General features: G+C 61.0%; 23 protein-coding genes. 8 read left to right on the top strand and 15 right to left on the bottom strand.

What is annotated here, in order from left to right; all coding sequences use genetic code 11:
- Nucleotides 1–11: 11 nt before the first annotated feature.
- From nuoL to ACZ5WW_RS16810, 5 genes are all read right to left on the bottom strand, one after another.
- Nucleotides 12–1,898 carry an NADH-quinone oxidoreductase subunit L gene (gene nuoL, locus ACZ5WW_RS16830; RefSeq protein WP_377166149.1) on the bottom strand — a complete coding sequence of 629 codons (1,887 nt, stop codon included), beginning with the start codon at nt 1,896–1,898 and terminating at the stop codon, nt 12–14.
- A 9-nt stretch (nt 1,899–1,907) separates the two neighbouring features.
- The gene (gene nuoK / locus ACZ5WW_RS16825) at nt 1,908–2,225 is read right to left on the bottom strand and encodes an NADH-quinone oxidoreductase subunit NuoK (RefSeq protein ID WP_322279491.1); all 318 of its coding nucleotides are present in this window, start codon (nt 2,223–2,225) and stop codon (nt 1,908–1,910) included.
- Complete coding sequence (locus tag ACZ5WW_RS16820; RefSeq protein ID WP_377166151.1) at nt 2,222–2,800, bottom strand: NADH-quinone oxidoreductase subunit J family protein; 579 nt, start codon at nt 2,798–2,800, stop codon at nt 2,222–2,224. Before ACZ5WW_RS16820 ends, nuoK begins: the two co-directional genes overlap by 4 nt.
- Nucleotides 2,800–3,345 (bottom strand): NuoI/complex I 23 kDa subunit family protein, encoded by a 546-nt coding sequence (locus ACZ5WW_RS16815; protein ID WP_377166153.1) that lies wholly within the window; start codon nt 3,343–3,345, stop codon nt 2,800–2,802. Before ACZ5WW_RS16815 ends, ACZ5WW_RS16820 begins: the two co-directional genes overlap by 1 nt.
- Nucleotides 3,346–3,520: 175 nt before the next feature.
- Nucleotides 3,521–3,919, bottom strand: a complete 399-nt coding sequence (locus tag ACZ5WW_RS16810; protein WP_377166155.1) for a hypothetical protein — start codon at nt 3,917–3,919, stop codon at nt 3,521–3,523.
- 217 nt (nt 3,920–4,136) lie between these two features.
- On the opposite strand from ACZ5WW_RS16810, the gene ACZ5WW_RS16805 reads away from it, so the two are divergent.
- Both ACZ5WW_RS16805 and ACZ5WW_RS16800 read left to right on the top strand, forming a co-directional pair.
- Entirely contained in the window at nt 4,137–6,449 is a 2,313-nt protein-coding gene (locus ACZ5WW_RS16805; RefSeq protein WP_377166157.1) for a hybrid sensor histidine kinase/response regulator, read from the top strand.
- A 49-nt stretch (nt 6,450–6,498) separates the two neighbouring features.
- On the top strand, nt 6,499–6,939 hold the full coding sequence (locus ACZ5WW_RS16800; protein ID WP_377166159.1) for a hypothetical protein: 441 nt from the start codon (nt 6,499–6,501) through the stop codon (nt 6,937–6,939).
- Here ACZ5WW_RS16800 and ACZ5WW_RS16795 read toward each other — a convergent pair whose 3' ends face one another.
- From ACZ5WW_RS16795 to ACZ5WW_RS16785, 3 genes are read right to left on the bottom strand one after another with little or no spacing between them, the layout of a single operon-like run.
- Nucleotides 6,940–8,124, bottom strand: a complete 1,185-nt coding sequence (locus ACZ5WW_RS16795) for a sialidase family protein (protein ID WP_377166161.1) — start codon at nt 8,122–8,124, stop codon at nt 6,940–6,942. It lies immediately after the preceding gene.
- Nucleotides 8,125–8,130: 6 nt separating this feature from the next.
- Nucleotides 8,131–9,375, bottom strand: a complete 1,245-nt coding sequence (locus ACZ5WW_RS16790; RefSeq protein WP_377166163.1) for an MFS transporter — start codon at nt 9,373–9,375, stop codon at nt 8,131–8,133.
- Between the two features lie 5 nt (nt 9,376–9,380).
- Nucleotides 9,381–10,139, bottom strand: a complete 759-nt coding sequence (locus tag ACZ5WW_RS16785; RefSeq protein WP_377166165.1) for a creatininase family protein — start codon at nt 10,137–10,139, stop codon at nt 9,381–9,383.
- A gap of 72 nt (nt 10,140–10,211) precedes the next feature.
- On the opposite strand from ACZ5WW_RS16785, the gene ACZ5WW_RS16780 reads away from it, so the two are divergent.
- Entirely contained in the window at nt 10,212–11,771 is a 1,560-nt protein-coding gene (locus tag ACZ5WW_RS16780; protein ID WP_377166167.1) for a phospholipase D-like domain-containing protein, read from the top strand.
- Nucleotides 11,772–11,780: 9 nt separating this feature from the next.
- On the opposite strand, the gene ACZ5WW_RS16775 is transcribed toward ACZ5WW_RS16780, so the two are convergent.
- The gene (locus ACZ5WW_RS16775) at nt 11,781–13,031 is read right to left on the bottom strand and encodes an SGNH/GDSL hydrolase family protein (protein ID WP_377166169.1); all 1,251 of its coding nucleotides are present in this window, start codon (nt 13,029–13,031) and stop codon (nt 11,781–11,783) included.
- Between the two features lie 58 nt (nt 13,032–13,089).
- Nucleotides 13,090–15,036: a RecQ family ATP-dependent DNA helicase gene (locus ACZ5WW_RS16770; protein ID WP_377166171.1), complete on the bottom strand. Its 1,947-nt coding sequence runs from the start codon at nt 15,034–15,036 to the stop codon at nt 13,090–13,092.
- Between the two features lie 9 nt (nt 15,037–15,045).
- Here ACZ5WW_RS16770 and ACZ5WW_RS16765 point away from each other — a divergent pair, with 9 nt between their 5' ends.
- Both ACZ5WW_RS16765 and pelA read left to right on the top strand, forming a co-directional pair.
- Complete coding sequence (locus ACZ5WW_RS16765) at nt 15,046–15,414, top strand: energy transducer TonB family protein (protein ID WP_464694163.1); 369 nt, start codon at nt 15,046–15,048, stop codon at nt 15,412–15,414.
- A gap of 123 nt (nt 15,415–15,537) precedes the next feature.
- Nucleotides 15,538–16,779 carry a pectate lyase gene (pelA, locus tag ACZ5WW_RS16760; RefSeq protein WP_377166173.1) on the top strand — a complete coding sequence of 414 codons (1,242 nt, stop codon included), beginning with the start codon at nt 15,538–15,540 and terminating at the stop codon, nt 16,777–16,779.
- Between the two features lie 63 nt (nt 16,780–16,842).
- Here the strand turns inward: pelA and tig are convergent, their stop codons facing one another.
- Entirely contained in the window at nt 16,843–18,192 is a 1,350-nt protein-coding gene (tig, locus tag ACZ5WW_RS16755) for a trigger factor (protein ID WP_377166175.1), read from the bottom strand.
- A 227-nt stretch (nt 18,193–18,419) separates the two neighbouring features.
- Between tig and ACZ5WW_RS16750 the strand changes: the two genes are divergently transcribed.
- Nucleotides 18,420–18,830: a hypothetical protein gene (locus ACZ5WW_RS16750; RefSeq protein ID WP_377166177.1), complete on the top strand. Its 411-nt coding sequence runs from the start codon at nt 18,420–18,422 to the stop codon at nt 18,828–18,830.
- A gap of 6 nt (nt 18,831–18,836) precedes the next feature.
- On the opposite strand, the gene ACZ5WW_RS16745 is transcribed toward ACZ5WW_RS16750, so the two are convergent.
- A complete protein-coding gene (locus tag ACZ5WW_RS16745) occupies nt 18,837–19,133 on the bottom strand; it encodes a Smr/MutS family protein (RefSeq protein ID WP_377166179.1) in 297 nt (98 codons plus the stop codon).
- Nucleotides 19,134–19,248: 115 nt separating this feature from the next.
- Between ACZ5WW_RS16745 and ACZ5WW_RS16740 the strand changes: the two genes are divergently transcribed.
- Nucleotides 19,249–21,114: a SulP family inorganic anion transporter gene (locus ACZ5WW_RS16740; protein WP_377166181.1), complete on the top strand. Its 1,866-nt coding sequence runs from the start codon at nt 19,249–19,251 to the stop codon at nt 21,112–21,114.
- Nucleotides 21,111–22,211, top strand: a complete 1,101-nt coding sequence (locus tag ACZ5WW_RS16735; RefSeq protein WP_377166183.1) for a site-2 protease family protein — start codon at nt 21,111–21,113, stop codon at nt 22,209–22,211. Before ACZ5WW_RS16740 ends, ACZ5WW_RS16735 begins: the two co-directional genes overlap by 4 nt.
- Here the strand turns inward: ACZ5WW_RS16735 and ACZ5WW_RS16730 are convergent.
- The 3 genes from ACZ5WW_RS16730 to ACZ5WW_RS16720 are packed head-to-tail and all read right to left on the bottom strand — an operon-like array spanning nt 22,208 to nt 25,050.
- Nucleotides 22,208–23,278 (bottom strand): HD domain-containing protein, encoded by a 1,071-nt coding sequence (locus tag ACZ5WW_RS16730; protein ID WP_377166185.1) that lies wholly within the window; start codon nt 23,276–23,278, stop codon nt 22,208–22,210. The genes ACZ5WW_RS16735 and ACZ5WW_RS16730 overlap by 4 nt on opposite strands.
- On the bottom strand, nt 23,275–23,580 hold the full coding sequence (locus tag ACZ5WW_RS16725; protein ID WP_377166187.1) for a hypothetical protein: 306 nt from the start codon (nt 23,578–23,580) through the stop codon (nt 23,275–23,277). The genes ACZ5WW_RS16730 and ACZ5WW_RS16725 overlap by 4 nt, the downstream gene beginning before the upstream one ends.
- Nucleotides 23,581–23,631: 51 nt before the next feature.
- Nucleotides 23,632–25,050: a TonB-dependent receptor gene (locus ACZ5WW_RS16720; RefSeq protein ID WP_377166189.1), complete on the bottom strand. Its 1,419-nt coding sequence runs from the start codon at nt 25,048–25,050 to the stop codon at nt 23,632–23,634.
- Nucleotides 25,051–25,052 lie beyond the last annotated feature (2 nt).

Here is a 25,052-nt window from a genome sequence, read left to right as displayed (position 1 = left end):
CAGTTTCTCCATCAATGGCCCAGACGGGGCAGCACAAATACGACCAGATAAATCACTCCAATAACTCCTCCGCCCAGGAGGAAGGTGTAGCCCTGCATGTGACCGCCCTGCAGCATGCGGGTGGCGGCACCGAGACGGGCAACGATGGCTGTGGGCAGACGGGCGATGAGGCCATCAACAAGCACACGCTCCAAGGCGGTGACGATCCACGCCAGGCGGTCCTGGCAGATGCGGACGATAACGGTGTAGATCTCGTCAAAGTAGAACTTGTTGGCGAAGAGCTTGATGCTGAGCGGGTCTTTGTCCTTGCCGCGATAGAGGTAGATCGCGCCGCCGGTGCCGATGAGGAAGGCCAGGATGGACGCAGCCAGCACGGTGGTATGCGGAGGCTCATGCGCAGGCTTGTAAGCCTGCAGGGGCGTGGCAAAACCATCCCAGGCCGAAAGAACCGAGAAGACCGCCAGAAGCACCAAGGGGAGCAGCATGATGAGAGGCACCTCGGTGGCGTGATGAGCAGAGTCGGTGCGAGGCTTGCCGAAGAAGGCGATGATGACGAGCCTCATCATGTAGAATGAGGTCAGGAGAGCCGTGAGCGACGCCGAGTGGAAGAGGATGCTGCAGCCGCTGTCATAGGCGGCGCCGAGGATCGCTTCCTTGCTGTAGAAACCGCTGGTGATGTATGGAAGCCCCATCAGCGCCAGGGTGCCAATGAGGAAGGTCCAGAAGGTGACGGGCATGTGCTTGCGCAGACCGCCCATCTTCCAGATGTCCTGCTCGTGGTGGCAGGCATAAATGACAGCACCGGAGCCCAGGAAGAGCATGGCCTTGAAAAAGGCGTGCGTGTAAAGATGGAACATGGCCGGGTGACCCGGGTTGGGGCCATGCAACTGATGCCCATGCTGAATGTGCATGGCCACGGCACCCACAGCCATGACCATGTAGCCGAGCTGGGAGAGCGTGGAGTAGGCAAGAACGCGCTTGATGTCGTTCTGCTGCGTGGCCATCAGGGCGGCCATCAAGGCGGTGAAGGCACCGATGCCAGCGATGATTTCCGCCGCGAGCGGAGAGGCCTCGATGAGGAAGCTCACGCGGACCAGCATGTAAACACCCGCGGCGACCATGGTGGCGGCGTGGATCAGAGCGGACACCGGCGTGGGGCCTTCCATGGCGTCCGGCAGCCAGACATGAAGGGGGAACTGTGCGGACTTGCCCACCGCCCCGAGGAAGATGCACAGGGCCGCAGCCGTGGTGAAACCGGCATGATAGCCTGGAGCGCCAACTCCCAGCGGGCCGCCGGTGGCGAAAGCGGTCTTCAAGTCGTCAAGATTCACGCTCCCCCCATTGGCACCAAAGAGCAGCAGGATGCCGATCATGAAACCAAAGTCGCCGATGCGGTTGGTGAGGAAGGCTTTTTTGCAGGCTTCGGCGGCGCTGGCTTTCTGATACCAGTGGCCGATGAGCAGGTAGGAACTCAGGCCGACGAGCTCCCAGAAGATGAACATCATGATCAGGTTCCCTGCCAGCACGATGCCGGTCATGGAGAACATGAAGAGGGACAGAGCGCCAAAGAAGCGGGGCTTTGCCTCGTCATCCTTCATGTAGCCCAGCGAGAAAATGTGCACCAGCATGCCGATGAAGCTGACGATGAACATCATGCCACGGCTCTGCTTGTCGATGAGGACGTCGATATTGGCATGCAGATGACCGATATCGAGGAAAGGCAGGAGCATCTGCACCTTGTTGTCATCCGCCGCAGCCAGAAGGAACAGGCAGGCAATGAAGGAGATGATCGAAGAGCCGACCGAGATGAGAACAGCCGCGCCTTTAAGCTGGCGATGACCGAGGAGGATGACGAGCGCCGAAAAGAATGGCAGCAGAAGGATGATGCTGGCGTGCATGCGGGCGCGTTATCCTTGAAGTTTGGTGACGGACTCCACATCCACGCTCTGCTTGGAGCGGAAGAGAGCCACGATGATGGCCAGCCCGACGGCCACTTCAGCGGCAGCCACGGTGATGGTGAAGAACACGAGCGACTGCGCGGTGTAATCCGGCAGGCCGTTGACGAGATGGAAGCGGGAGAAGCCGACCAGCGCGAGATTGGCGGCGCTGAGCATCATTTCCAGGCACATGTAGACAATGATGATGTTTCTGCGGGCAATGACGCCAGCAAGCCCCAGCGCGAAGAGCATGCCGCTGACGACGAGATAGTGGCCGAGAGTGATCATGGGGCGCTCCTTTCGCGTTTGCTGAGAACGACGACACCGATCGTGCCGACCAGCAGCAGCAGGCCGACCACCTGAAGGTGGAAGCCATACTGATCAAAGAGGGTGAAACCGATCAGCTTGGCGTCCGGGAGAGTGCCGGCCTTGAGATCGTTCGTGATGGTGGGGAGTGCCGCCTTGCCCAGCTTTCCAGCTGCTTCAGCCAGCTCAAGAGGGGCACTCTGAGCGCTTTTCCTGGCGAGGTCTGTGCCGCCAGCCACAAGAACAACCTGCAAAGTGAGCAGCGCAGCGAGCAGCACGCCGGAGACGATGGCTGGCAGGTTCAGGCTTTTTCCTTCCTCCGTCTTGATGTCCAGCAACATGATGATGAAGAGGAAAAGCACCATCACCGCGCCGGCATACACGAGAATCTGAATGACCCCGATAAAGTAGGCATCCAGGCTGAGGAAGAGAGCTGCCAGACCGACAAAGCTGGCCGCGAGAGAAAGAGCGCATGTGACCGGGTTGCGTCCGGTGACGACCAGGAAGCCGAAGCCCAGGGTGATCAATGCGAAGAGATAGAAGAGGAGCGGGGGCATTACTTGAGCTCGTTCCACTTGTTCACCAGCCCCACGCGCTGGCCGCCGATTTCATAGAGGCGCTTTTTGTTGTGCACCATCTCCTTGCGGGAGAGACCGGTGATGGCGTAGTCTTTGCGCAGGAAGATGGCCTGCTCTGGGCAGACCTCCTCGCACATGCCGCAGTAGATGCAGCGAATCATGTCGATGTCGAACTCCTTGGGCCGCTTCTCGACCTTGGCCCAGGGATCGTCACTGGGGATCTCTCCGGGGATGATCTTGATGGCCTTGGGTGGGCAGATGAACTCGCAGAGCTGGCAGCTCACACAGCGCTCGCGGTCCTGCTCGTCCGTGACGAGAGCGGGGGCACCGCGGTAATGGGCGGGCAGATGCTCGTCCCACTTCTGCTCCGGGTACTCCATGGTGACCTTGGGCTTGCTGCCGGCGATCTGGAGGAAGGTTTTGATGCCATGGCCAATCGTGATTTTCAGCCCTTTAAGCAGCGTGGATATGAACCAGCGTTCATGCCAGGCAAGTTTTGGACGTTGTACAGTGATAGTGGCCATGTATGAGCAGGGAACCGCAGGAGAGTCGGTTTTGATTATCCGAACGTCCCGCAACGCAGCAACCGCTATTTGTGAAAAATTTCACAAGGTCGGGCCGAAGGCGTCAATAATGCTCAAAAACACGCCTGGAAGGGCTAGGATGGGAGGCGAAAGCCCGAAAACTCCCCTCTGGAGGCTATTTTGAGCCCGGGGCGTCTGCCTTTTTGGGGGCGGATTTCTTTTTGGGCGGGGTCGTTTTTTGAAATCCCGCCTTCGCATAGGCCACCATTTGGGCAAAAGTCCCCTCCCCGACGCCGTCTGCACTCACCACGTTGACCACATCTGCCAGAGGACGAACTTTCTGAATGGCCTTGGCGCGGACCTCTCCAATGCCGGGGATGGCCATGAGCGCCGCTTCGTCTCCCTGGTTTAGCAAAGTCAGAAGCTGGGCCCTCTGCTCTGGTGTCAGCGTTTTGGCAACAGCCTCCACTTTGGCCGAAGGCTTGGGCGGACTTTTCTTTGGCTGCATGGTGTCAGCAGCAGAGAGCGAGAGGCTGAAAGCCAGGACGGCAAGGAGCGTGAAAAGGCGCTTCATAAGATAGAATGATTAAACAACCCCGGAAGTTTATTAAAAGAACAGGATTGATGGCGAGAACAATTTTTACCGATGCCTTCTCTTTGATCGAACGGCCTTGCCAGAAGCGCCCGACCAAGCGCCATTTTGACACATTCTCAACATTCAGATAAAAGGAGTTAGAATTCCTATGGCGTTTCTAATTCATATCGGTTAGAATAGTTTCACTAACGGGGAAATGACCAATTCTGACCGCATTCGAATCTTAATCGTCGAAAACGAGGGCCTTGTGGGCTGTGACATGGCCACAACCCTTGGCAAACTGGGGTATGTGGTCGTGGCGATCTGCTCCTCCGGGGAAGAAGCCTTGGAGCGGCTGGATGAGTTTCGCCCGGATCTGGTGCTGATGGATGTGCACCTGGCCGGGCAGCTGGACGGCATCGACACCGCGCGTGAGCTGCAGCGCCGCAGCCGTGTGGCCATCGTCTATGTCACGGCCTGTGCAGACCTGGACACCGTGGCCCGTGCGCGCCAGACGCACCCGCACGGCTACCTGCTCAAACCCTTCAATCACGATGAACTGCGCCTGGCCGTGGAAGTGGCTGCGCAGCGGCATTTTGAGGAAAACGAGCGTCTGCGCCGTGAGCAGAGCTATTTTGAGGCTTTCCAAAGCCTGGCGGATGGCGTGATCGCCGCGGATTTGTCTGGAGGTGTGGTTTTCATGAACCCCTCCGCTGCGCGAGCCACCGGCTGGAATGCCCAGGAAGCCGTCGGCCGCTCCCTGAATGAAGTTTTTCGCATCTATCAAAGCACGGGCGAGCCGGCGGAGATCCTCTCCGCGGAAGCTGCAGCGCACAGTGCGGAGCGCACGGTCTATCTCACCACCCTGGCGGGCGAACGCATCCCGATCCAAGACCGCACAGCTCCGCTGCGTGATGCCCAGGGGCACCTGACGGGACTGATCATTCTCTTCAGGGCCAGCGCGGTGCCAGCACCGGTGGAAGCCACGGGAATGCCTAACCGCAGCACGGCGCCGCTGGTGGACGTGGTGGAGAGCATTTCAGACCCCTTGTTTGCGCTGGATGCCCGCTGGCGTGTGACGTATGCCAATGCGAGCGCCCTGCGGCTGTTTGACCGCAACCTGCAGAACATGCTGGGCCTCTCGCTGTGGGACATCATGCCCAGCGCCACCCGGGAGCTGCATCATGAGGCCTTTGCCCATGCCATGCTGCACCGCGAGACGGTGAACCGTGAGCTTTACCTAGACGAAAAGCAAATCTGGCTGGAGCTGCGCGGCTACCCCTTTGGGGAAGGGCTGCTGCTGCTGGTGCAGGATGTGACGGCCCGGCGCGAAGAAGCCGAGCGCCGGAACCGCATCGACCGCCTGGAATCCCTGGGCCTGCTCGCGCGCGGCTTTGCACACGATTTCAACAATCTGCTGACCGTGCTGCTGGGCAACATCTCACTCGCGGAGATGCGCCTGCGCAATGCCATCACGCTGCCGGAACTGCACACGGCCAAGCAGGCCACGCTGCAGGCGCAGAATCTCGTGCAGCAGCTGCTGACCTTCGCACGCGGCGGAGCGCCGATCAAAACACAGCTCCGCCTCGGCGACCTGATCGAGACCTTCTTCATGCATCACACGCGTGCCAACCGCGTGGAGTACCGCCTGGAGGTGCAGCCCGGCCTGCCGCAGATCGCGATCGATGGCGCCCAAATCCGCCGCATGCTGAGCAATCTCATCCGCAACGCCGAACAAGCGCAGCCGGATGGTGGTGAGATCACCGTGCGCTGCTTCGCGCCTGATCATGCCGAGATGTTTCCAGGCGAAATGGTCACCGACACGAATTTTCAGCCGTCCGGACTTGCCATTGAAGTGGAGGACAAGGGCGAGGGCATTCCGACAGAGCACCTGCCGCATATTTTCGAGCCCTACTTCAGCACGCGCAAGGCTGACAACGCGACGGGCCTGGGCCTGACGGTCTGTGAATCCATCGCCAAAGCTCACGGGGGCTCGCTGACCGTCAGCTCCGAGCAGGGCAAGGGGACCACCGTGCGCTTTTACATGCCGCTGGACTCCGACGGCGAAGAGGCTGACGCATTTGGACTGAGCAAGGTGTTTGATGCGCCGCCGGAGCTGAGCGCGGTCAATCCGCGCATCCTGGTGCTGGAGGACGATCCGCTGGTGCGCTCGCTCATCGTGCGCAATCTCACCGGCAACGGATTTGACGTGGCCGAGAGTTCCGAAGGCAGTGAAACGGTGCGCATGTATCAGGAAAGCGTGACCCAGGGAAGGGCGTTTGACCTCGTCATCCTCGATCTCAGCATTCCCAATGGCATGGGCGGTGTGCGCGCGATGGAAAAGCTCCGAGCCATCGACCCGGATGTCTTTGCCATCGTTTCCAGCGGCTACTCGGACGACCCGGTGATGGCCAATCCTGCCGCCTATGGCTTTGCCGCCGTGCTGCCCAAGCCCTACGAACCAGCGGACATGCTGCGGCTGGTGCGCAACATCCTGGCCACGCGGGGCATCCGCCGCACTTCATCGTAGGAAAGACGGCCCGGATTGACAACCGGACCAGGTTTGAGAAAGAACCTGCATGCGCGAACAGGACCTCCTCGACAAACTTGCCAAGATCGAGCGCCTGTATGCAGGCGCGGCCACGCCGGGGGAAAAGGAGGCGGCGGCAGATGCCCTGGCACGCATCAAGCGCCGCATCGGCGAAGCCGCCAGGGTGGAACGGCCCATCGAGTACAAATTCACCCTGACCGACGGGTGGTCGAAAAAACTCTTCACCGCCCTGCTGCGCCGCTACGAGCTCAGGCCGTACCGCTACACGCGCCAGCGCCGGAACACTGTCATGGTCCGCGTGCCGCGCAGCTTTGTGGAGGAGACGCTGTGGCCGGAGTTTCTGGAGCTCAGCAAGGTGCTGCAAACCTACCTCGATGAAGTGACCGAGCGTGTGATTTCCAGCGCCATTCACGAAACCCAGGACGGCGAGGCGGAGGAGGAAGTGGTGGAGGGCGAGTATCTGGAATGATCAGTCCCGCCAAAGGATGCGGGCGGCATAGACGCTGTTGTCCGCGCCGTACTTGTTGCCGGGCTTGATGACGTAGTCCGGGCCGTTTTTCTGCATCCACTCGGCCACGGTGACCCAGGTCTCGTTTTCACTGACTTCACAGATGCCGAAGTTACCGAGGCGTGCGCCGCGCTCGGGCACCAGAATGCGTTCGGTTTCGCGCTTCACGGTGAGCATGTCTTTGTCCACCTCCGCCATGAACAACGGGGCGCGATGGCGGAAGACGTGGTCGTTATGGGCGCCTTTGCGGGTGTAAACGAGATAGAGACGGTCCTTGTGCGCCACCCAGTGCTGCTGGGTGTTGTAGTTTCCCAAATCGCCGCCGTCGCTCCAGTCCCAGCGTTTCGGCGTGCTGAAGTGCAGGCCGTCGCCGCTGCTGCACACGTATCCGGCGGTATCGTTGCGCAGAGTGAGGTAGAACTTCCCGCCGCTGCGGATCAGGGAAGGCTCATACACACCGCGCCCGGATTCCAGAGCGATGTCATTTCCCTGCTCCAGAAAGCGCAGTGTGCTGCCGTCAAAGCTGCAGCGCAGCACGGTCACACGGTAGTATTTGTCTCCCTGGCCCTTGAAGTAGATGGGCAGCAGAATGTCTCCATTTTCCAGGTCCACGCGCTGCACGCAGCCCGCGCCTGCGTTGTAAAACTTGGGATCTGCGGGCATGGCGAGCGTGGCCCAGGGAGACCAGGTGTTGCGCTGGGGATCATAGACGGAGAAGCAGGTCTCACGCGGACGCTCGTGAATGACCTTGTCGTCCGAATAGCGCACTGTGTGGCCGATGCCGAGAAGCTTGCCGAATTTGGCGTGCCACTTGGGAGTGAAGTCACATGCCGCCACGATGACGCCGCTCGCTTCTTCACGTCGGCCCAAGGTGTCCGTGTTTTCGACAGGCTGCGTCCAGGTGCGGGCCATGTCCGCTGTGCTGACGTGGTTCAGCGCGTAGAACACATCGCTGCCGGTGAGCAGCAGCTTCTGCATCGTCAGCACTACCTGCGGCGTGCTGCCGGGGATGGCGCCTGCGCGCGGGTGCACCCAGCACGTCTTGCCATCGTAGCCCTGGGTGATGGTTTCGAGCTTCAGATCATACGGGTCGGCAGCGTGAAGCGCTGAGGCGACCAGGAGCGCAGGGAGGAGGTGACGGATCATGTGCACTCAACGTGCTGACGCCGCTGTGTCCTTCGGCGTTTGCCTGTCCCACAGCAGCTTCATGGCGATGACGCCGAGCCATGGGGCGAGGCCTGCGAGCGCCATGCCGAGGTCGAAGGATTTGGTTTCGTCCACCAGCCTGCCAAAGAGCTTGTGCATGGGTGAGGACACCGCCCACACCCAGGTGCTCAGCAGGCCGGTGAGCCTGCCCACGTGCCGGTCTGAAAGCTCCTGCACAAAGCTGTAGTAGCAGGGGAAAAGCGCCAGCGCGCCGGCGCCGACGCACAGCAGCGCACCGATCAGCGGCCAGCCTTTGGGCAGCCAGAAGAGCAGCACACTGAAGGAGGTGAGCACGCACGCGCCCGCATACACCCAACGCCGCGCACCATGCGCCGAGAGGCCAAAGCGCCGCGCCAACCACAGGGAGATGAACCCCGCCATGATGCAGCCGACATCCGTGCCGATGTAGTAGGCCGAATTGAAGGCCAGCGCCTCCACCTCGGGGTAGCCACGCCCCTCCTGCATGAACTTGGGCAGCCACACGCGGAAGAGGTGCCAGCAGGTCTGCGCACCAAAGATCAGCAGCGCCAGCGCCCAGAAGCGGCCTCCGAGCAGGATATCCGACAGGCTCTCGCGCTTGGAGGGGTCGTCCTCCACCTTCACATCCAGGTCGTTTTTGCGCATGGACAGGAACCACACCACCACCCATACCAGCCCGATGTAGCCGATGGCCTCAAAGGCTCGCCGCCAGCTGGAGAGCTCGTCCGTCATGAGCCAGATCATCAGAGGCGGAGTGACCACCGCGCCGATGGAGGCGCCGCTCTGCAGCACGCTGTTGCCCATGGTGCGGTCCTTGGGCTCCAGCAGCGCAAAGGTGGTCTTCAGTGCGCAGGGCCAGTGACCCGCCTCAAAAAAGCCCAGCAGCACCCGGCACAGCAGCAGAGGCCAGTAGCCGTTTGTATGAGCCGAAGCGATGCCCATGAGCGACCAGCCGCTGAGCACCACGGGGTAGAGCCAGTAGACCTTGACCCGGTCCGCGAGAAAGCCAAACAACAGCGAGCCCACGGCAAACGCCCAGCCAAAGGCCAGCTCCACATCGCCATACTGCTCCTGCGAGAGATGAAACTCCTTCGTCACACGCGTGGCCGCATTTGCCAGCGTCTGCCGGTCCATGTAATTAATCGTCGTGGCCAGCAGCAGCAGGCCACAGAGGTACCATTTCCAAAGGGAGGAGCGAGGGGCGGCACTCATGCGGTTTATCCTTCCCAGCTCCTTCCATCCCAGGCAATGACACGCTCCAACAGGCTGACCACCGTCTCGCTGAAGCACTGGAAGAGCACCTCGCCTTTTTCCGCTGTGGCGGAGCGGGGATCTCCCACATGGCCGGGCTCGCTGCGGTCCGTCATGATCCAGCCGCGTGAGGCGGGCTCGAAGGGATTGCCAAAGGGCACGTCGTTCGTCTTGGTCAGATCGCCGACGAGTTCGGGGCGCAGACGCAGCACCATGCTGGTCTCCCATTCGCAGGCGTGGCCCATGACGCGCTGCTGGATGGAAGGGTCGCGGGTCCAGGGCTCGGCGCCGAGGTTCCAGTAGGTGGCAAAGAGGAGGAGGAGATCTTTGCGGTCGCGGTACTTCTGCCGAGTCTCAAACACCGCCTGCTTGCCGGGGATGTCGTTGCCGCCGTGGCCGTTGAGGAAGACGAGGCGCTTGAAGCCATGAGCGATGAAGTTTTCCATGAGCCCGTTGAGAAGATCGAGATAGAGGCGCGGCTCCGCCGAGAGCGTGCCGGGGAAGTCCATGTGATGGTGGGAGTTTCCCAGCCACGTCAGCGGCGCGATGAGCACACGCTCTCCCAGCGCGGCCTCGGTGCGGCGGACGAGTTCGTTGGTGAGCATGCTGTCGGTAAAGACCGGCATGTGCCGCCCGTGCTGCTCCAGAGCGGCAACGGGAAAGATGATGGGGGTGTTTTTGTCGAGAGCGGCCACTGCGGGCCAGGAGAGATCTGCCAAGAGCATGCGATTTAAACGCCGCTGGTGATTCATTTTTTGATGAACTTGCGTCTTTGTGGCGAACTGGAATCATAGCGAATGACATCGTGGCCCCGTCTGCTGGTTTGTGGAACACTCATTCTGGTCCTGGCATCCTGCGGGACAGCCGATCCCCATGCCGCCGCCCTTCCCACGGTGGGACTGGTCAGCCAGGAAACCATCGCGCATGCCTGCCGCCAGCACACGGTCCGCCGACGGGGCACGTCAGGATTTGAAATGCTGCCAGACGGGCGCGAATCTTTTACCGCAAGGCTGGCGATGGTGGAGGCTGCGCAGCGCACGCTGGATCTGCAGTACTACATCTGGAGAGACGATGTAACCGGCACCACCTTTGCCGACCGCCTGCTGGCGGCGGCTGACCGTGGCGTGAAGATACGGCTGCTGCTGGACAACACCTATGACGCCCAGGTGGAGGTCAGCTCGGCGGCGCTGGCCGCGCACCCGAACATCCAGGTAGCCTTTTTCAATCCGCTCACAGATTTGAAGGGGATTTTTGCCGGAAACCCCATCCCGGTGATCGGTGAGATCGACCGCATGCAGAGCCGCATGCACAACAAGATCATGATCGCAGACGGCACCCTTGTCATGGGTGGTGGCCGCAACCTGGGTGACACGTATTTTGGCATCCACCGTCAGCACAACATGCGTGATCTGGACTTCATCGGCGCCGGACCGGTGGTGGGCGCCGCAGCGAGATCGTTTGAGCTGTACTGGAAGTCCCCGCTGACGCGCATGGGGGACCAGGCCAAAATCACGGAGCGTGAACGTGAAAAGCTGCGCGACCTGCGCAGGCACGTGATGCGCAAGAAGCGCGCACTGGCCTCCAAAAGCGGACGCCCCTACCCGCTCGCGCTGAACCGGACAGAGTCTCTGGACATTCTGCACCAACTCGTGAACCGCATGATCTGGGCGGAATACGAGTTTGTGGCGGACCCGCCGGAGCGCATGATGCGTCAGGGACAAACCACCTCGCCGGTGTGGCGCAGCATCGAAACTGCGGTGAGAAAGTCCAGGTCTCAAGTGGTGATGCATGCCGCCTACTTCATCCCTCAAAACGACACGCTGGAGCTGCTGAGATCAGCCACCCAACGGGGAGTGCAGGTGCAGGTGCTGACGAACTCCCTGGCTTCCATCGACGGAGTGGCTGCGATGGCGGGCATAGCCAACCGGCGCGCAGGGGTGCTGGACTGCGGTGTCAGCCTGCATGAGCTCAACGCGCATGCGGCCGGCCGCAAAGACTACATCCACGCCCGCAGGCTCACTCCCCTGGGCATGCACACGAAAGGCTTTGTCGTGGACGACAGCGTCTCCTTCATCGGCTCTTACAACATGGACCCCCGCTCCAAATACATCAACACGGAGACGGGGGTGATCATCCGCAGTGCGGCGTTCGCGGCCCGCATGAAGGCTTACCTGATGAAGGATTTGCAGCCGGAAAACAGCTGGCGCGTCAGACGCGCGGCCAACGGCTCCATTCTCTGGACGGGGCAGCTTCCCAGTGGCTGGCGCTCGGTTCACCGCATGGAGCCGGATGCACCGTTGCTCCGGCGGCTGGTGTACTGCTTTTACCGCTGCCTGCCCTGGGAAGACTTTCTGTAAGCGCCCGCCTCAGCGGATCTCCTCGACCTTGATCGTGTGAGTGACGGGCTTGATGAACTTGCGCACGTTGGCGTCCTGCTTGGCGTGCTCATCGGCGAGCTTTTTCTTCAACTTTGTGAGCGCCTCGGCCACTTTGGGATCTTCGGCAGCTTCAGCGGCGATCACGCGCATATGGGTGACGAGGTTTTTGACCAGGACGGTTTCAAAGGCCTCTTTCTGGGTGATGGCGGCTGTCAGGCCGGCGAAGGCGTCATCAAACGGCGTCTTGGCGAACTCGGCGGCGAGGTTGACCCCTGCCGTGAGCTGGTCGCGGGTGAATTCCTTGCTCTGGCTGCCCCAGGTGACTTTCGCCTTGTCGGTGGCAAGATTCACCACCCGCAGCGTGAAGCGGTTGAGGTCCTCGTTGAAGCTGGTGAAAGGAAGGATGCTGCGATTGCTGCCTGCGGATTTGGGGTCTGCGTCAAACACGAAGGGCCACTTGGTACTCTCCAGCGTCACGCTGCCAAGCTGCAGGCCTTTGACCGTGTGGCCGGTGCTGGCGGTGTTGGGGCCTTTCATGTCAATGGTGATGCGGCCAATGTCGCCGTCAAAGCCGAGTGCTTTCAGGAAGGCCTGCGCCATGAGGAGCTGGCCTGCAGGTGCGGGGTGGAAGCCGTCGCCGCCAAAGGGGCCGTACTCCTTGCCAAGCGCGGCCTTCGACTTGCTAAGGGCGCTCATCATGGTGTCGTGCACGTTGGCGAAGGGCTGCTTGTTTTCTTCGGCGAGCTTTTTGGCGATGTCGCGCAGGTGGGCGAGGTTGTCGTTGTAGTCCTGGCCGGTGACGTTTTTCTTGAAGTAATCCGGGTCCACTCCGCCGGGTGAGCCGATGGCCATGGCCTTCACGCCGACTTTTTTCAGACCGTCGATCACCAGACGCATGTTCTTCTCATACTCGGCACCGACTTCGGGGGCGTAGGGCCGGTAGCTGCCGTCATTCATGCCGTAGCAGGTGGTGGCGACATTGGGATTGAAGACGGCGAGGTCGTTTTCGAGACGCGCGGCGAAACCGCCGGCACGCTCGCCGCTCCAGCCGAACTGGAACACTTTGATGTCGCTGCGACCCGTGCAGGCCAGCAGGTAGGTCTCGATGTATTTGGAATAGATCTTCTGCTCGGTGATGCTGTCACCAATGACAGCGACACGGGCGTTAGGCGGCAGGATGGACTCGGCGCGAAGGCTGACGGCGGCGAGGAAGAGGGAAAGAAGCGGGAGAATGCGCATGATGGTTGAATGGAGAGAGGTGATACCTCCGAAAAACGGGTGATCTGGCAAGAAAATCTTATCCCAGCATGGTTTCCGTCTGCGCGAGCACATCGCCAAACGGGATGCGCTCCAGCAGGCCGAAGGATTCATGCCGGCCGAGGCGCGCGCGGGTGGTGGCCGGGCTGGTGAGGCCGCACAGGAAACGGGCGAGCTGGCGGGAGCTGCGCAGCGCGGCGTGACCTTCATCCACCAGTTCACGGATGGCCGCCACATGCTGGACGGTGATCGGCGGCGGGGCGGACTGCGGAATGTCACGTGGTGCGTCGGCAGCGATGCCCTTTTCACGCTCCTTGCAGCTGGTGCAGGTGCCGCAGTCGGCAGCCATTTCTTCGCCGAAGTAATGAAGAAGCCAGCGGGTCAGGCAGCCACGGTGCCGGGCGAAGTTCAGGACCTCGTTCAAGCGCTCGACATCGCGGCGCTCGCGCTCGGCAAAGAGGTGCTGCATTTTTTTGGTGATCTCCCTGGGGTCGCGACGATTGGCGTCTTCGGCGAGGCGATACTTCTGGCGGCTGCCGCTGGGCTTGAGCTCGATATCGCCAGACTCCTGCAGCCAGGTCAGCGCCTTGAGCACGCGGTCACGTGGTTCATTGAGCTCGGCGGCGGCTTCATCCGGATTGAGCGTGGTCCATTTGGTGCCGCGTTTGCCACACTGAAACAGCCGGCGCAGGAAGGCCTGACGCTCCGGCTTGTGACCGGACAGGACGCGCTGCTCCGGCTGGATGAAGCGGAACTGATAGCTGGCGTAAAACGAGCCGAGCGGGCGCAGGATGCCATCGAGCTCAAGATTCGTGATGACCGTCTCGATGACCAGCGGGCGGATGTCCGTGGCATGGGCGAGATCGTACATGGAGACATCAAACTCCGTGCCCTGCAGCAGCAGATGATCGAGAAGCTGGCGGATGGCCTGCGGTGTGGGGGTGTCGCCAAAGGTGAAGTTTTCCAGCACGATGCAGTCGTCCGCGCAGGCGAGCAGCTCGCAGACGGAGGTCTTGCCATCGCGCCCGGCACGGCCGGTTTCCTGCGAGTAGTTTTCGAGGGTCTTGGGCAGGTTGTAGTGATAGACCGCACGGATGTCCGCCTTGTCGATGCCCATGCCAAAGGCGATGGTGGCGACGATGACATCCGTCTGCCCCGTCATGAAAGCATCCTGCGCGGCGTGACGGTGCTCATCAGGCAACCCGGCGTGATAGGCCAGGGCGTTCACGCCATTTTTCTGCAAATGCGTGGCCACGTGCTCGGCGGTGTTTTGCAGGGTGACATAGACGATGGAGGGCACCTTGCGCTTGAGCAGGAGCTTGGTAAGCACGGGCAGGCGCTGCGGCGCGGCGCAGGGCGTGATGCGAAAATGAAGGTTGGGCCGCAGAAAGGAGGTCTGCACATGATCCTCCTGCTCGATGCCAAAGGCCTTGCGAATGTCCGCAGCGACCGAGGGTGTGGCGGTAGCGGTGAGGGCGAGTACGGGCTTGATGCCGAGCTCCTTTGCCACGAGCGCGAGGCGCAGGTATTCCGGACGGAAGTTGTGGCCCCACTCGGAGATGCAGTGCGCCTCGTCCACCGCCATCATGGCGATGCGCAGGCGCTTGAGCCGCTCGACGAAGTTTTCGTTCATGAGCCGCTCCGGGGCGATGTAGAGCAGCTTCAGCGTGCCGGTGCGCATGTCGTCGAAGACCTGTGCTGCTTCATCGGCTGAGAGAGAGGAGTCCAGACGTGCGGCTGCAATGCCACGCGCACGCAGGGCCTGCACCTGGTCCTTCATGAGGGCAATGAGGGGAGAGATGACAAGGGTGACGCCCTCCATGAGCAGCGCGGGCAACTGGTAGCAGAGCGATTTGCCCGCGCTGGTCGGGAACAACGCCAGCGCGCTTCTTCCTGCGAGCAGGGACTCCATCACCTGCTCCTGCCCAGCACGAAAGGCCTTGTGGCCAAAGTGCTGTTTGAGGGCGGCGTGGAGATCGTGGGGCATGCAGCACACATGGCACGTGCGGACTTCAGCTTGCAATGCAAACCTTGCCCACCACGACTTCTTCCCATGCTCAAACATTTTACCATTTCAATTCTGCTAATGATGGCCGTCTCCGGCATGGGGTGTACCGCCCCGCAGAAGCGAGCACACTCCGCAGCTTCAAAAGCGGCACTCCCTGCAGAGCCACACCCGCCGGGACAGATGAGGTTACGCATCCAAGTTGCAGAGGATGGGACTCCGACCGCCGTTAAAATTGAGCGGAGTTCGGGATCCGACACGCTGGACCACCAGGCAATGGAGTCGGTGCGGAAGAACTGGCGCTGGCCAGCCGGCAAGGCCGGCGCCTACACAGTTCCAATGAACTTTACCTTAAAGTGATGCGGTCAGCGAACGCTGCTGCATCACAGGGCTGCGCTCCCGCCAGTCCAGGATAAGCCGACGCAATGGCGGGCATCAGAAAATACGATTCGTGCCGCAGAAAGGACCGGTTACGCTTTTTGCATGATCTTACGCTCGTTGTTCCTGCAGCTTGTGCTTGTCACCGCCGTCGTGGCCGAGGAAAAACCGTTTACGATGCTCACGGACGAACTGCTGGCCCAGCTGCCGGAGGCGAAGCGCGCGCAGTGGACCTCCCACATCTCCAAATCCCGCGAAGCCGCCGCCAGCGAGCGACGCATCCTCGCCGAGGAATGCCAGAAGGCCGGAATGGAAAAATTCGTGCCTGCCCCGGGCAACCGCAAGGAGTTTGAGTTCGACAGCGACACGCCCGCCGAGTGGTTTGGCAGCACCGAGAACCAGAAGCTGGCGGAGATCGTGATCAGCTACCAGACACCCACGGGAGGCTGGTCAAAGGCGGTCGATTACTCCCAGGGGCCACGCCAGCCCGGCACGCACTGGACGGCGCAGAAAGGCGATGCCTGGCACTACTGCGGCACCTTTGACAACCGCACCACCACCGAGCAGCTGAAATTCCTGGCAGGCGTCTTCACCGCCACCAAGCGCGAGGATGTGAAAGCGGCGCTGCTCAAGGGGCTGGACTATGTGTTTGCCGCTCAATATCCCAACGGAGGCTGGCCGCAGAACTACCCCATTGAACGCGGGTACCACGAGGCCATCACGCTAAACGATGACGCCATGGTGCACGTGCTGGAGCTGCTGCTGGCAGTGGCGAAGGGTGAGAAGCTCTTCGCCTTCGCGGACGATACCCTGAAACAGCGCGCGCGGGCAGCGTTCGACAAAGGCGTCTCCAACATCGTCGCCATGCAGGTCAAAATCGACGGCACGCCTACCGTTTGGTGTGCGCAGCACCATCCGCTGACACTGGCACCGGTCAAAGCGCGGGCCAAAGAACCGCCCTCCCTGAGCGGCGGAGAGTCCGCCAACCTGGTGAAGTTTCTCATGCGCAGCGGCCCCACCACGCCTGAAGTCGTCGCCGCAGTCGACTCCGCCATGAAGTGGTTTGAAAGCCACAAGCTCACCGGCCTGCGCAAAAGCAAAACAGCCGACGGCAAGACCGACTATATCGACGACCCGGCCTGCACCGACGTGATCTGGTCACGCTTTTACGATCTCAAAACCGGCAAGCCCATCTTTGCCGGTGCGGAGGACGGCATCGTCTATCCCACCTTCCACGAGATGGCCGTCAAGAACAAAGTGGCCTACGATTTCTTCAGCACACGCCCGAAGGAACTGATGGAGAAAGAGTCTGCACGCTGGAAACAGCGACTCGAAAAAGCCAAATAAAATGGCCAAGGCAGCTTTGCAGCCACCTTGGCCATGGATTGACCTTTGACGGGTCGCTAAGGGTTACTTGCTGTGCACGTCGCAGTGTTCCGGCTCGGGATCGGTTTCTTCAACGACGGCCTTGGATTTGATGAACTCCATGGCCTCCTGCAGGAGCAGATCTGCGCGGACGTTGTCGATGAGACCGTTCTTCTGCGCCTCGGCCATGAACTTCTTCGCGGGCATTTTCTGACGCTCGGCGATCTGGGCCAGAGCCATGGCAATCTTCTGGCCTGGGACTTCGAGGGCCTCCTTCTTGGCGACCTGCTCCAGGATGAAGCTGACTTTGACATTCTGGCGGGCCTGATTGGTGGCGCTGTTGAGGATTTCGTCCTGCTGCTTCACCAGCTCCTCTTCACCGATGCCCTGCTGCATGGCGCGCTGGGCGATTTCATTGGTGCGGCGCTGGGCTTCGCGATTCACGACTTCCTGGGGAAGCTCAAACTCCACCTTCTCAAACAGATGGGCGATGACCTGGTTGGACTTGGCGGCATCGCGGGCCTGCTCACGGCGGCGGCGGATGGCATTCTTCACTTCTTCGCGCAGGGTTTCGAGGGTCATTTCATCACCGCCGACTTTCTTGATGAGCTCTTCTGTCAGCTCAGGCACGACCTTGTTCTTCACGCCGTGGCATTTCACCGCGAGGGCGATGGTCTTGCCGCGCAGAGCCTCAAAGCCGAAGTCGTCCGCAAGGGTGATGTTGAGCGTGCGCTCATCATCCTTGGCGATGCCGACAAGGCCTGCGTAGAAGCCGGGGAGGAAATCGTCCTCTTCAGCCAGGAGGAACCAGTTTTCCTTCATCTCCTTGAGATGAGCGGGGGCGTCCGGCATGGCTTCGCCGAGTGGCTGGCCGTCCAGGCTGCCGGTGACGCTGAGCACCACGACATCACCCACGGCGGCGACACGGTCCACGTCTTCATAGGTGGCCTGGTGCTCGCGCAGGTGAAGAAGATCGTGGTCCACATCCGCGTCGGTGACTTCGATACGCGGGAGCTTGACCGGAATGCCGGTGTACTCGGGCAGCTCAAACTTGGGAGCAAGGCTCATCTCAATGGTGAAGCTGAAGCTCTTGTCCGTGTCGTGATACATCTTGTCATTCACGGCGAGGACGTTGAGGAGCTCGAGGCCTTCGCTCTTGACGGCCTGGCGCAGGCCTTCGCTGATGAGCTTTTTCTCGAGTTCGTCCTTCACCTCGTTTTCATAGCGCTTGGCGACAATGGTCTTGGGGGTTTTGCCAGGGCGGTAGCCGGGGAGGCGCACCATGCTGGCGAAGTAGGTGATGATCTCGTCACGTTCTTTACCGACACGGTCGGCAGGAACGCGGACGTGGGCGACGGCGCGGCAGTTGGGCTGATGTTCGACGTTGATGTTCATGAGAAAGAGGTTAGGGCGAGGTGTTTTCCATCCCAAAAGCCGGGCGGTGGGAGCCGCGTCCGGGCCGGAGGGGCGCGCATGATAGACAGTTTGACGGTTTTGACAAACAGAGAACGAGGTCCACGATCCAACCATTTATGCGTATTTTTCAGAGATTTGAGGTCTGGCTGCTGCTAATCGCAGGCGGAATCGCCATTTGGTGGTCGTTTGAACCGACCCAAAAGCCGATGGAATCCGGCCCTGCCGAAGCCGAAATGAGCTCAGATGCGCCCCTGGGGCTGCGCCGTTGCACACTGGAGCGTGATTTTGGCAATGCCCGGCTGGATCTGGAAGTGAGGTACAAGAATGCCAGCCCCCGGCCGCTTTCCATGCAGCCGCCAGACGTGCGCCTGCTCAACGCCGCCGGCAAGGAAGTGCCGCCTTTCATTCTCCCTGTGGAGCGCCCACCCAGCATCGAGGCACAGACCACCGGAGACATCCGCCTGCGCTTCTGGCTGGAAAAAGCCGACCTGGCCGGTACGCTGACCCTGGAAATCCGTGGCCAGAGGCTGGAGGTGAAAAACAGCACCCCTATGGATCTGGAAAAACTGGAGAATGCCAAACCCAGGGTGTGGACAAGCGCGGACTGGAAACTTTGAGTCTCTTCAGGGCTGTAAAATCACCCACGTCGCCCCCCAGGAGCCGCTCGTTTCATCGGCAGGCCAGATAAACTGCTGAACCGCAGGTGATTTCCGAAGCAGCTGATGCACGCCCATTCTGAGGGAACCGCTGCCTTTTCCATGGATGATGCGTACACGGAGGATGCCACGCTTGCGGCATTCGGCGAAGTATTCAGGCAGCAGGCTGCCGACTTCGGCAGGAAGAAAGGCATGCAAATCGAGCTCTGGACCGATGGGGTGCTCCACCACCTCGGGGATTGGTTCATCAGCGTCAGCAGGCATGCCGAAAGGTGGTTTGGCGGCGGCGTGCGTCCAGCAGCAATCGTATCTGTGCACGGCGCTTGTGATCTTTGCGGAGAGGTCTAGCTTGGGGGCAAGCGCTTCCAAGGAGATTCTTTTGCTTTCCCACCTACGAGAATGGTTTCAGCAGCTGCGTGACTTCGCACGCCAGGGGCGGACGTGGATTCAAACGGTGGCAGCCGACAGTGATCTCGATCCTTTTCCGCTGAGGCAGACGCTGAAGGGTTACGACGGGGAAATGCTGAAGGCAGACTGCCGGAGCGGGCTGGACGGTGCGCTGCTGGCCATCCCGCAGGGCATGGCCTTTGCCGTGGTGGCGGGGCTGCCGCTGGCCTATGGCATCACCTGCTCGGCAGTGGCGTGTGTGGTCGGCGCGCTGCTGATGAGTTCGCGGCATTCCATTTACGGGCCCACGAATGCGACGGCGTTCATGGTATCATCTTATTTCGCCTCTTTTCCCAACCTGAACCAGATGGCTTCGATGCCGATGCTGGTGTTTCTTGTGGGCGCGCTGCTCATCTTTGGGGCCTATTTCCGTGTGGCGGACATGGCGCGGTTTATCAGCCGGGCGGTGGTGGTGGCCTATCTGACGGGCGCCGCCTTGCAGATGTTTGCCCACCAGCTGCCAGTCGTGCTGGGCCAGCAGATTGCCACGCCACCGGGCAAACCCGCGGCGCGCACGCTCGTTTCCGATCTGCACGAGGTGCTGGGAAATCTGCAGGCCATCCACTGGCCGAGTGCGCTGATCTGCGTGCTGGCCATCGGCTGTTACTACGGTCTGAAGCGCTTCGGCAAACGCTTCCCGGCGCTGACGCTGACGCTGATCCTGATGTCTCTGCTGGCGCTGATGATGAACAAGGCAGGGCTGGAGATCGCCACGTATTCGGACCTGTCCTTTACCTGGCGCACGCTGCTGCCGCCGTTTCCGGATTTCACCAGCGGCAGGGCCTCGGCGCAGTTCAGCCAGCTTTTCGGGCTGGCACTTTCCCTGGCGTTTGTGGCCATGCTGGAGAACTCGGCGATGGCCCGCACGCTGGCCAGCCGCTCCGGGCACAGTGTGGACGCCAACCAGGACATGCTCAGCCTGGGCGCGGCAAACCTGGCCTGCGCCTATCTCAGCGGCATGCCCGCCTCCCATTCACTGACACGCTCGCTGGCAGCGTATGAGAGCGGGGCGGTCTCTCCGGTGTCTGCCATCGTGAGTGGCGTGGTGTGCCTGGTGGCGGCGCTGACGATCGGCCCGCTGGTGGCTTTCATCCCGAAAGCCGCACTGGGCGCGATGGTGATCTGCGTGGCCGTGGCGCTCATCAACAAACGGCAGATTCACATCTCCCTGCGGGCCACGGGTGCAGATGCCGTGGTGTTTCTCACGACCTTCATCGCCACGCTGCTGGTGCCGCTGCATGTGGCGATCTTTACCGGGGTGGGCATCTCGATCATCCTCTACCTGCACAAGGCCAGCCAGCCCTCGCTGGTGGAGTACGTCTTTAATGCAGAAGGCAATCTGGCGGAAGCCAACCAGGGGGGGAGGCAGCATCCGGCCATCTCGATCGTGCATGTGGAGGGGGATTTGTTTTTTGCCTCGGCCGATTTGTTCCGCACGCAGATCCAGGGCTCCTGCACGGATCCCAACCTCAGAATTGTCATCCTGCGGCTCAAAAACGCCCGCCATCTCGACGCCACATGCGCCATGGCGATCGAGGAGCTGGTGAGGGCCCTGCGTGCGGACGGGCGTGATCTCATCGTCAGCGGTGTGTCGAAGGATCTGTACCGTGTGCTGAAAGGCGCGGGTATGGTGGAGGTGATCGGCAAGGACAATCTCTTCCCTGCCAGCCCGTCCAACCCGAATCTCTCCACCCGCAACGCCTTGCGCCGCGCCCAGGAGATTCTGGGCATCAAAGATGCCGACGTACGTATCTACTACGACCCATCCAAATCCCCCCAATCCCCAGCATCCTCATGAAATGGTCCTACCGCCTCTTCACTTTTGCCGGCACGGAAGTCCGTGTGCATGTGACCTTCCTGCTGCTGCTGCTTTTTGTGGCGAGCCAGAGCTATTTCACCGGCCAGGGGCCTGCCGCAGCCCTGGAGTCGACGCTGTTCATCACCACCATGTTTGCGTGCGTGGTGCTGCATGAGTTTGGCCATGTGCTGGCCGCGAGGGGGTACGGGATTCGCACGCCAGACATCACGCTGCTACCCATCGGCGGCGTGGCCCGTCTGGAGCGCATGCCACGCAAGCCCTCGCAGGAGCTGGTGGTAGCTGTGAGCGGGCCGCTGGTGAATGTGATCATCGCGGCGGCCATCTGGCTGGGCCTGGGCATCACCGCAGCATTCAACCCGGACTACAACTTTCTCAAGACGGGCTATTTCTTCGAGAAGCTCATGATGTGGAACATCTTCATGGTGGCCTTTAACCTGATCCCCGCTTTTCCCATGGATGGAGGGCGTGTACTGCGCGCTGCCATGGCCATGTTTATGGAATACAGCGCTGCGACACGGCGTGCGGCGGCGATAGGACAGGGCATCGCCATGATGGTGGCCATCTACATGCTGCTGAACCACTCCATTCATCCTATGATCCTGCTGATCTGCTTCTTCATTTTCATGGCTGCCGGCCAGGAGGCGGCGATGGTCACGCAGCAGGAGGCGACCCGAAATCTGCGGGTGCGTGATGCCATGCTGACGGATTTTCGCAGCCTGCCGCCGGATGCCACGCTCAGAGACGGTGTGGAGCTGCTGCTGGCCGGCACGCAGCAGGACTTTCCCGTGCTCGACGGCCAAGGCGGAATGCAGGGCATGCTGACGCGGCATGATCTGATCTCTGCGCTGGCGGAAAAGGGACCGGGCCAGCCGGTGGTGGAGGTGATGCGCCCCTGCCCTGAGTCCACCCGGCCCGGGAGCGAACTGGCCCAGGCGCTGGAAACTTTGAATGCTAGCGACGGCCCGGCCATACCGGTGCTGGATCCCATCAGCGACAAGCTCGTGGGCCTGCTCACCACCGAAAACGTGGGCGAGACACTCATGGTGCGTGCAGCGCTGATGAAACTGCGCGCCTAAGGCACGCTTTCCGTCGGCGGCAGATGCACCGCAGGCAGCGGCGCGACAATGTTCACCGGCCAGGGGACAAACTTTTCGAAGATGCCGGGGGCAAGCTCCTTGCTGCCAGCATACCCGCGCCGAAACATTTCCAGCTTGGCGTCAATGTTGTCCACATGATGAAGCGCCACGGCCTCCGGTGTCTTTGGCAGCACGGGCGAGCCGAACTCATGAGTGCCATGATGTGACGCAATGAGATGCAGCAGGTGCAGGCGCACCACCTCAGAGGCAGGCTCCAAAGCCGTCCATCCCACGGCCTCAGGAGCCTCCAGCAGATCCCGCCAGAGCTTGTTCACCAGCTCCAGTCCCAGCGGGATGTGGCCGAGCATCTCAGCCGTGAGATTGTAGGGCATGACGAAGCCGGACTCGACATAGGCGTTCTCCCAGAGCTTGCCGCAGTCATGGAACAGCACGCCCGCGATCATCAGATCCCGGTTCAGCTGAGGATAAACGCCGGCGATGGCCGCCGCACAGCGCATCATCTGCGCCACATGCTCCACGAGGCCGCCACGGCGGGCATGATGATTTCTGCGCGCGGCGCCCGTACGGCGAAAGCGCTCGCCATGGCGCTCAAGGAACACCTGGCAGAGCTTCAAGAGACGCGGGTCCCGCATGGAGCTGACAAAGGCGGTGATGTCTGCGTAGTCGGCATGCTGCCGAGAGGCGAGCTCGGGATCGCCCAGCAGCAGCGCACTGGCCTCATCATCGGCAAGCGGGCGCCATTGCACCTGCCGGGGCTCCAGGCCGTACTTGCCCTCCACCCACTGTCCTGCGAGCTGGATGAAGGTGTTGCGCGCGAGCCTGGCCACGTCTTGAAAAAGCGGATTGTTGTCAAAAACACGCCAGATGAAAGAGTCCGCCGCATCCACCAGCTTCACTTCGAAGAACGGGCTGCCCGCGCTGGTGGTCTTTTCGATGCGTGATTCGACCTGCAGATGAAGCCGGTAAGGCTGAGGCGACTGATTGGCGACCTGCCGGAGCTGGGTGATGGAGACCAGGTCAAGGTCGTCTGGCAACAGGTCGCTCATGATGAGGCGTCCTTGGTATGGCCGGGGTTGCGCTGCCAGGGTGTGCCAGCGGTGTCTGAAAGCGGAGCGCGGCTTTTCGCTGCGACTGCGGCAGGAATTTTGTCGTCTTCGCTGATGAGCATGAAGAGCAGAATACCGATCACCGGCGCGAATGTGACGACCACAAACCAAAGGATGCGCTCAGGAGTCCCAAAGCGCCTGCGGTTGAGCAGGTAGGCGAGGGTAGCGCAGTAAACCAGGAGGTAAACGGCCCAGGCAGCGATCCAAAGCGGCTCTGTGCTGGTGAATTTTAATTCTGGCATGGCACCGCAAACTCAAGCGACGGCTCAAAGAAAAGCAATTACTATGCTGCTCTACATCACCGGCTGCCCGATCTCGCGCCAAGGCCCTTGCTTAAGCACGATTTCAGGCACGAGCGACTGCCACTGGAGATCGCGTGCGTTGATCATGTTGCGCACCTCGGCGCTGGTGTGGAAGAGGAAGTTCTGGTTGGGCTCTTCAAGAGCGCGCACGCTTTTGGTTTCGACCAGGTAGCGGAGCAAATGCTTCTGCTCGGGTGTCACGCGTGCGTCATTCAGGCCGAGAACCTGTCCGTTCATGGGATCGCCCATGGGATAGACATAAACCCGCACCTGGTTTTTGAAAAGACGCCCGAAGGCTTCAAGCAGACCGCCTTCGAGGTCGGTGCACCAGCGCTCGTTGAACAGCTCCTGGAAGAGCGGGAGCCCAAGCACGATGCCGATGGGGCACCGGGTGTGGCGTGCGAGGTAACTGCTGACGCGGTGAAACTCGGGGTACTTCGAGATGAGCACGTTTTTGCCAAGCGCCTGCAGCACATCTGCACGGGCCAGGAATTCGCTGTCTGGCACCTCAGCGCCGCTGGCCAGGAGGTTGTGCATGGTGATTTCGAGGATCTCGATGTTGTTGCGGGCGGCATCGCCAAAGTCTGCCTGAAAGGCCGCCTGACCACGTTCGATCATGTCGAGGTTGAGCTTGGTGATGGGATCAAAGCTGCCGCGCTTGAGAAAGACGGGCTTTTTATAGAGCACGTCAGAAGCCTGCCAGATTTCGCCATCGGCACCGAAGAGCGCAGCGTCAGCCAGTCCGAGGCGGACGAGCTTCAGTGCCACAAGACGGTCCTGAAACTCAGACGCCGCAAAGGCCGGACCGGTAAAGTCGATCATGTCGATTTCAACACGCTTGCGCCCCAGATCATCAAGCAGGCTTTGCAGAAACACGGAGAGATCTCCCCGCAGGTAAAAAGCGGCGTAGATGAAATTGACGCCCAGCTTTCCGAGGGCGTCTGCCTGGCGTGCATTGGTGTCGTCCAAGAGACGCACATGCATCTGGATTTCATTGGCCGGACCGCCCGGCTCCGTCTGAAAACGCAGGCCGATCCAGCCGTGACATTCCTCCGTGGTGTCGCGGTAGGAGCGCGCACGCACCGTATCGGCCAGGGTGAAGAAAGTGGTGGTGGTGCCGCGCTGCGAATTCAGACGCTGGATGAGCATGGGGTACTCGTGCTCCAGCATGTCGCACATGCGCTGCCGGGAGACATAGCGGGAGCATTTGCCGTAAATCTCGTCGCTGATGGTCATGTCATAGGCTGACATGGTTTTGGCGACGGTGCCGGAAGCTCCGCCGGCGCGAAAGAACCAGTTGGCGACTTCCTGACCGGCGCCGATTTCCGCAAAGGTACCGTAGATGGTGTGGGCAAGGTTGATCTTGAGCGCTTTTTCAAGCGTGCCTGGACGGTCGTGAACAGAATTCATGT

The organism is Prosthecobacter fluviatilis (assembly GCF_055388355.1).
Note: the sequence above shows the minus strand (reverse complement) of the source record. Positions and strands in the feature narration are given on the sequence as shown.

Bases quoted from the DNA above. Each gene is read 5' to 3' on its own strand.
- ACZ5WW_RS16745 (WP_377166179.1), bottom strand. From the start codon at position 19,133: ATGCCTGCTGACGCTGATGAACCAATCCCCGAGGTGGTGGAGCACCCC.
- ACZ5WW_RS16805 (WP_377166157.1), top strand. From the start codon at position 4,137: ATGACCAATTCTGACCGCATTCGAATCTTAATCGTCGAAAACGAGGGC.
- ACZ5WW_RS16820 (WP_377166151.1), bottom strand. From the start codon at position 2,800: ATGCCCCCGCTCCTCTTCTATCTCTTCGCATTGATCACCCTGGGCTTC.
- ACZ5WW_RS16780 (WP_377166167.1), top strand. From the start codon at position 10,212: ATGACATCGTGGCCCCGTCTGCTGGTTTGTGGAACACTCATTCTGGTC.
- ACZ5WW_RS16730 (WP_377166185.1), bottom strand. From the start codon at position 23,278: ATGAGCGACCTGTTGCCAGACGACCTTGACCTGGTCTCCATCACCCAG.
- tig (WP_377166175.1), bottom strand. From the start codon at position 18,192: ATGAACATCAACGTCGAACATCAGCCCAACTGCCGCGCCGTCGCCCAC.
- ACZ5WW_RS16725 (WP_377166187.1), bottom strand. From the start codon at position 23,580: ATGCCAGAATTAAAATTCACCAGCACAGAGCCGCTTTGGATCGCTGCC.
- ACZ5WW_RS16735 (WP_377166183.1), top strand. From the start codon at position 21,111: ATGAAATGGTCCTACCGCCTCTTCACTTTTGCCGGCACGGAAGTCCGT.
- ACZ5WW_RS16815 (WP_377166153.1), bottom strand. From the start codon at position 3,345: ATGGCCACTATCACTGTACAACGTCCAAAACTTGCCTGGCATGAACGC.
- ACZ5WW_RS16800 (WP_377166159.1), top strand. From the start codon at position 6,499: ATGCGCGAACAGGACCTCCTCGACAAACTTGCCAAGATCGAGCGCCTG.
- pelA (WP_377166173.1), top strand. From the start codon at position 15,538: ATGATCTTACGCTCGTTGTTCCTGCAGCTTGTGCTTGTCACCGCCGTC.
- ACZ5WW_RS16795 (WP_377166161.1), bottom strand. From the start codon at position 8,124: ATGATCCGTCACCTCCTCCCTGCGCTCCTGGTCGCCTCAGCGCTTCAC.
- ACZ5WW_RS16775 (WP_377166169.1), bottom strand. From the start codon at position 13,031: ATGCGCATTCTCCCGCTTCTTTCCCTCTTCCTCGCCGCCGTCAGCCTT.
- nuoK (WP_322279491.1), bottom strand. From the start codon at position 2,225: ATGATCACTCTCGGCCACTATCTCGTCGTCAGCGGCATGCTCTTCGCG.
- ACZ5WW_RS16750 (WP_377166177.1), top strand. From the start codon at position 18,420: ATGGAATCCGGCCCTGCCGAAGCCGAAATGAGCTCAGATGCGCCCCTG.
- ACZ5WW_RS16770 (WP_377166171.1), bottom strand. From the start codon at position 15,036: ATGCCCCACGATCTCCACGCCGCCCTCAAACAGCACTTTGGCCACAAG.
- ACZ5WW_RS16720 (WP_377166189.1), bottom strand. From the start codon at position 25,050: ATGAATTCTGTTCACGACCGTCCAGGCACGCTTGAAAAAGCGCTCAAG.
- ACZ5WW_RS16765 (WP_464694163.1), top strand. From the start codon at position 15,046: ATGGCACGTGCGGACTTCAGCTTGCAATGCAAACCTTGCCCACCACGA.
- nuoL (WP_377166149.1), bottom strand. From the start codon at position 1,898: ATGCACGCCAGCATCATCCTTCTGCTGCCATTCTTTTCGGCGCTCGTC.
- ACZ5WW_RS16810 (WP_377166155.1), bottom strand. From the start codon at position 3,919: ATGAAGCGCCTTTTCACGCTCCTTGCCGTCCTGGCTTTCAGCCTCTCG.
- ACZ5WW_RS16790 (WP_377166163.1), bottom strand. From the start codon at position 9,375: ATGAGTGCCGCCCCTCGCTCCTCCCTTTGGAAATGGTACCTCTGTGGC.
- ACZ5WW_RS16785 (WP_377166165.1), bottom strand. From the start codon at position 10,139: ATGCTCTTGGCAGATCTCTCCTGGCCCGCAGTGGCCGCTCTCGACAAA.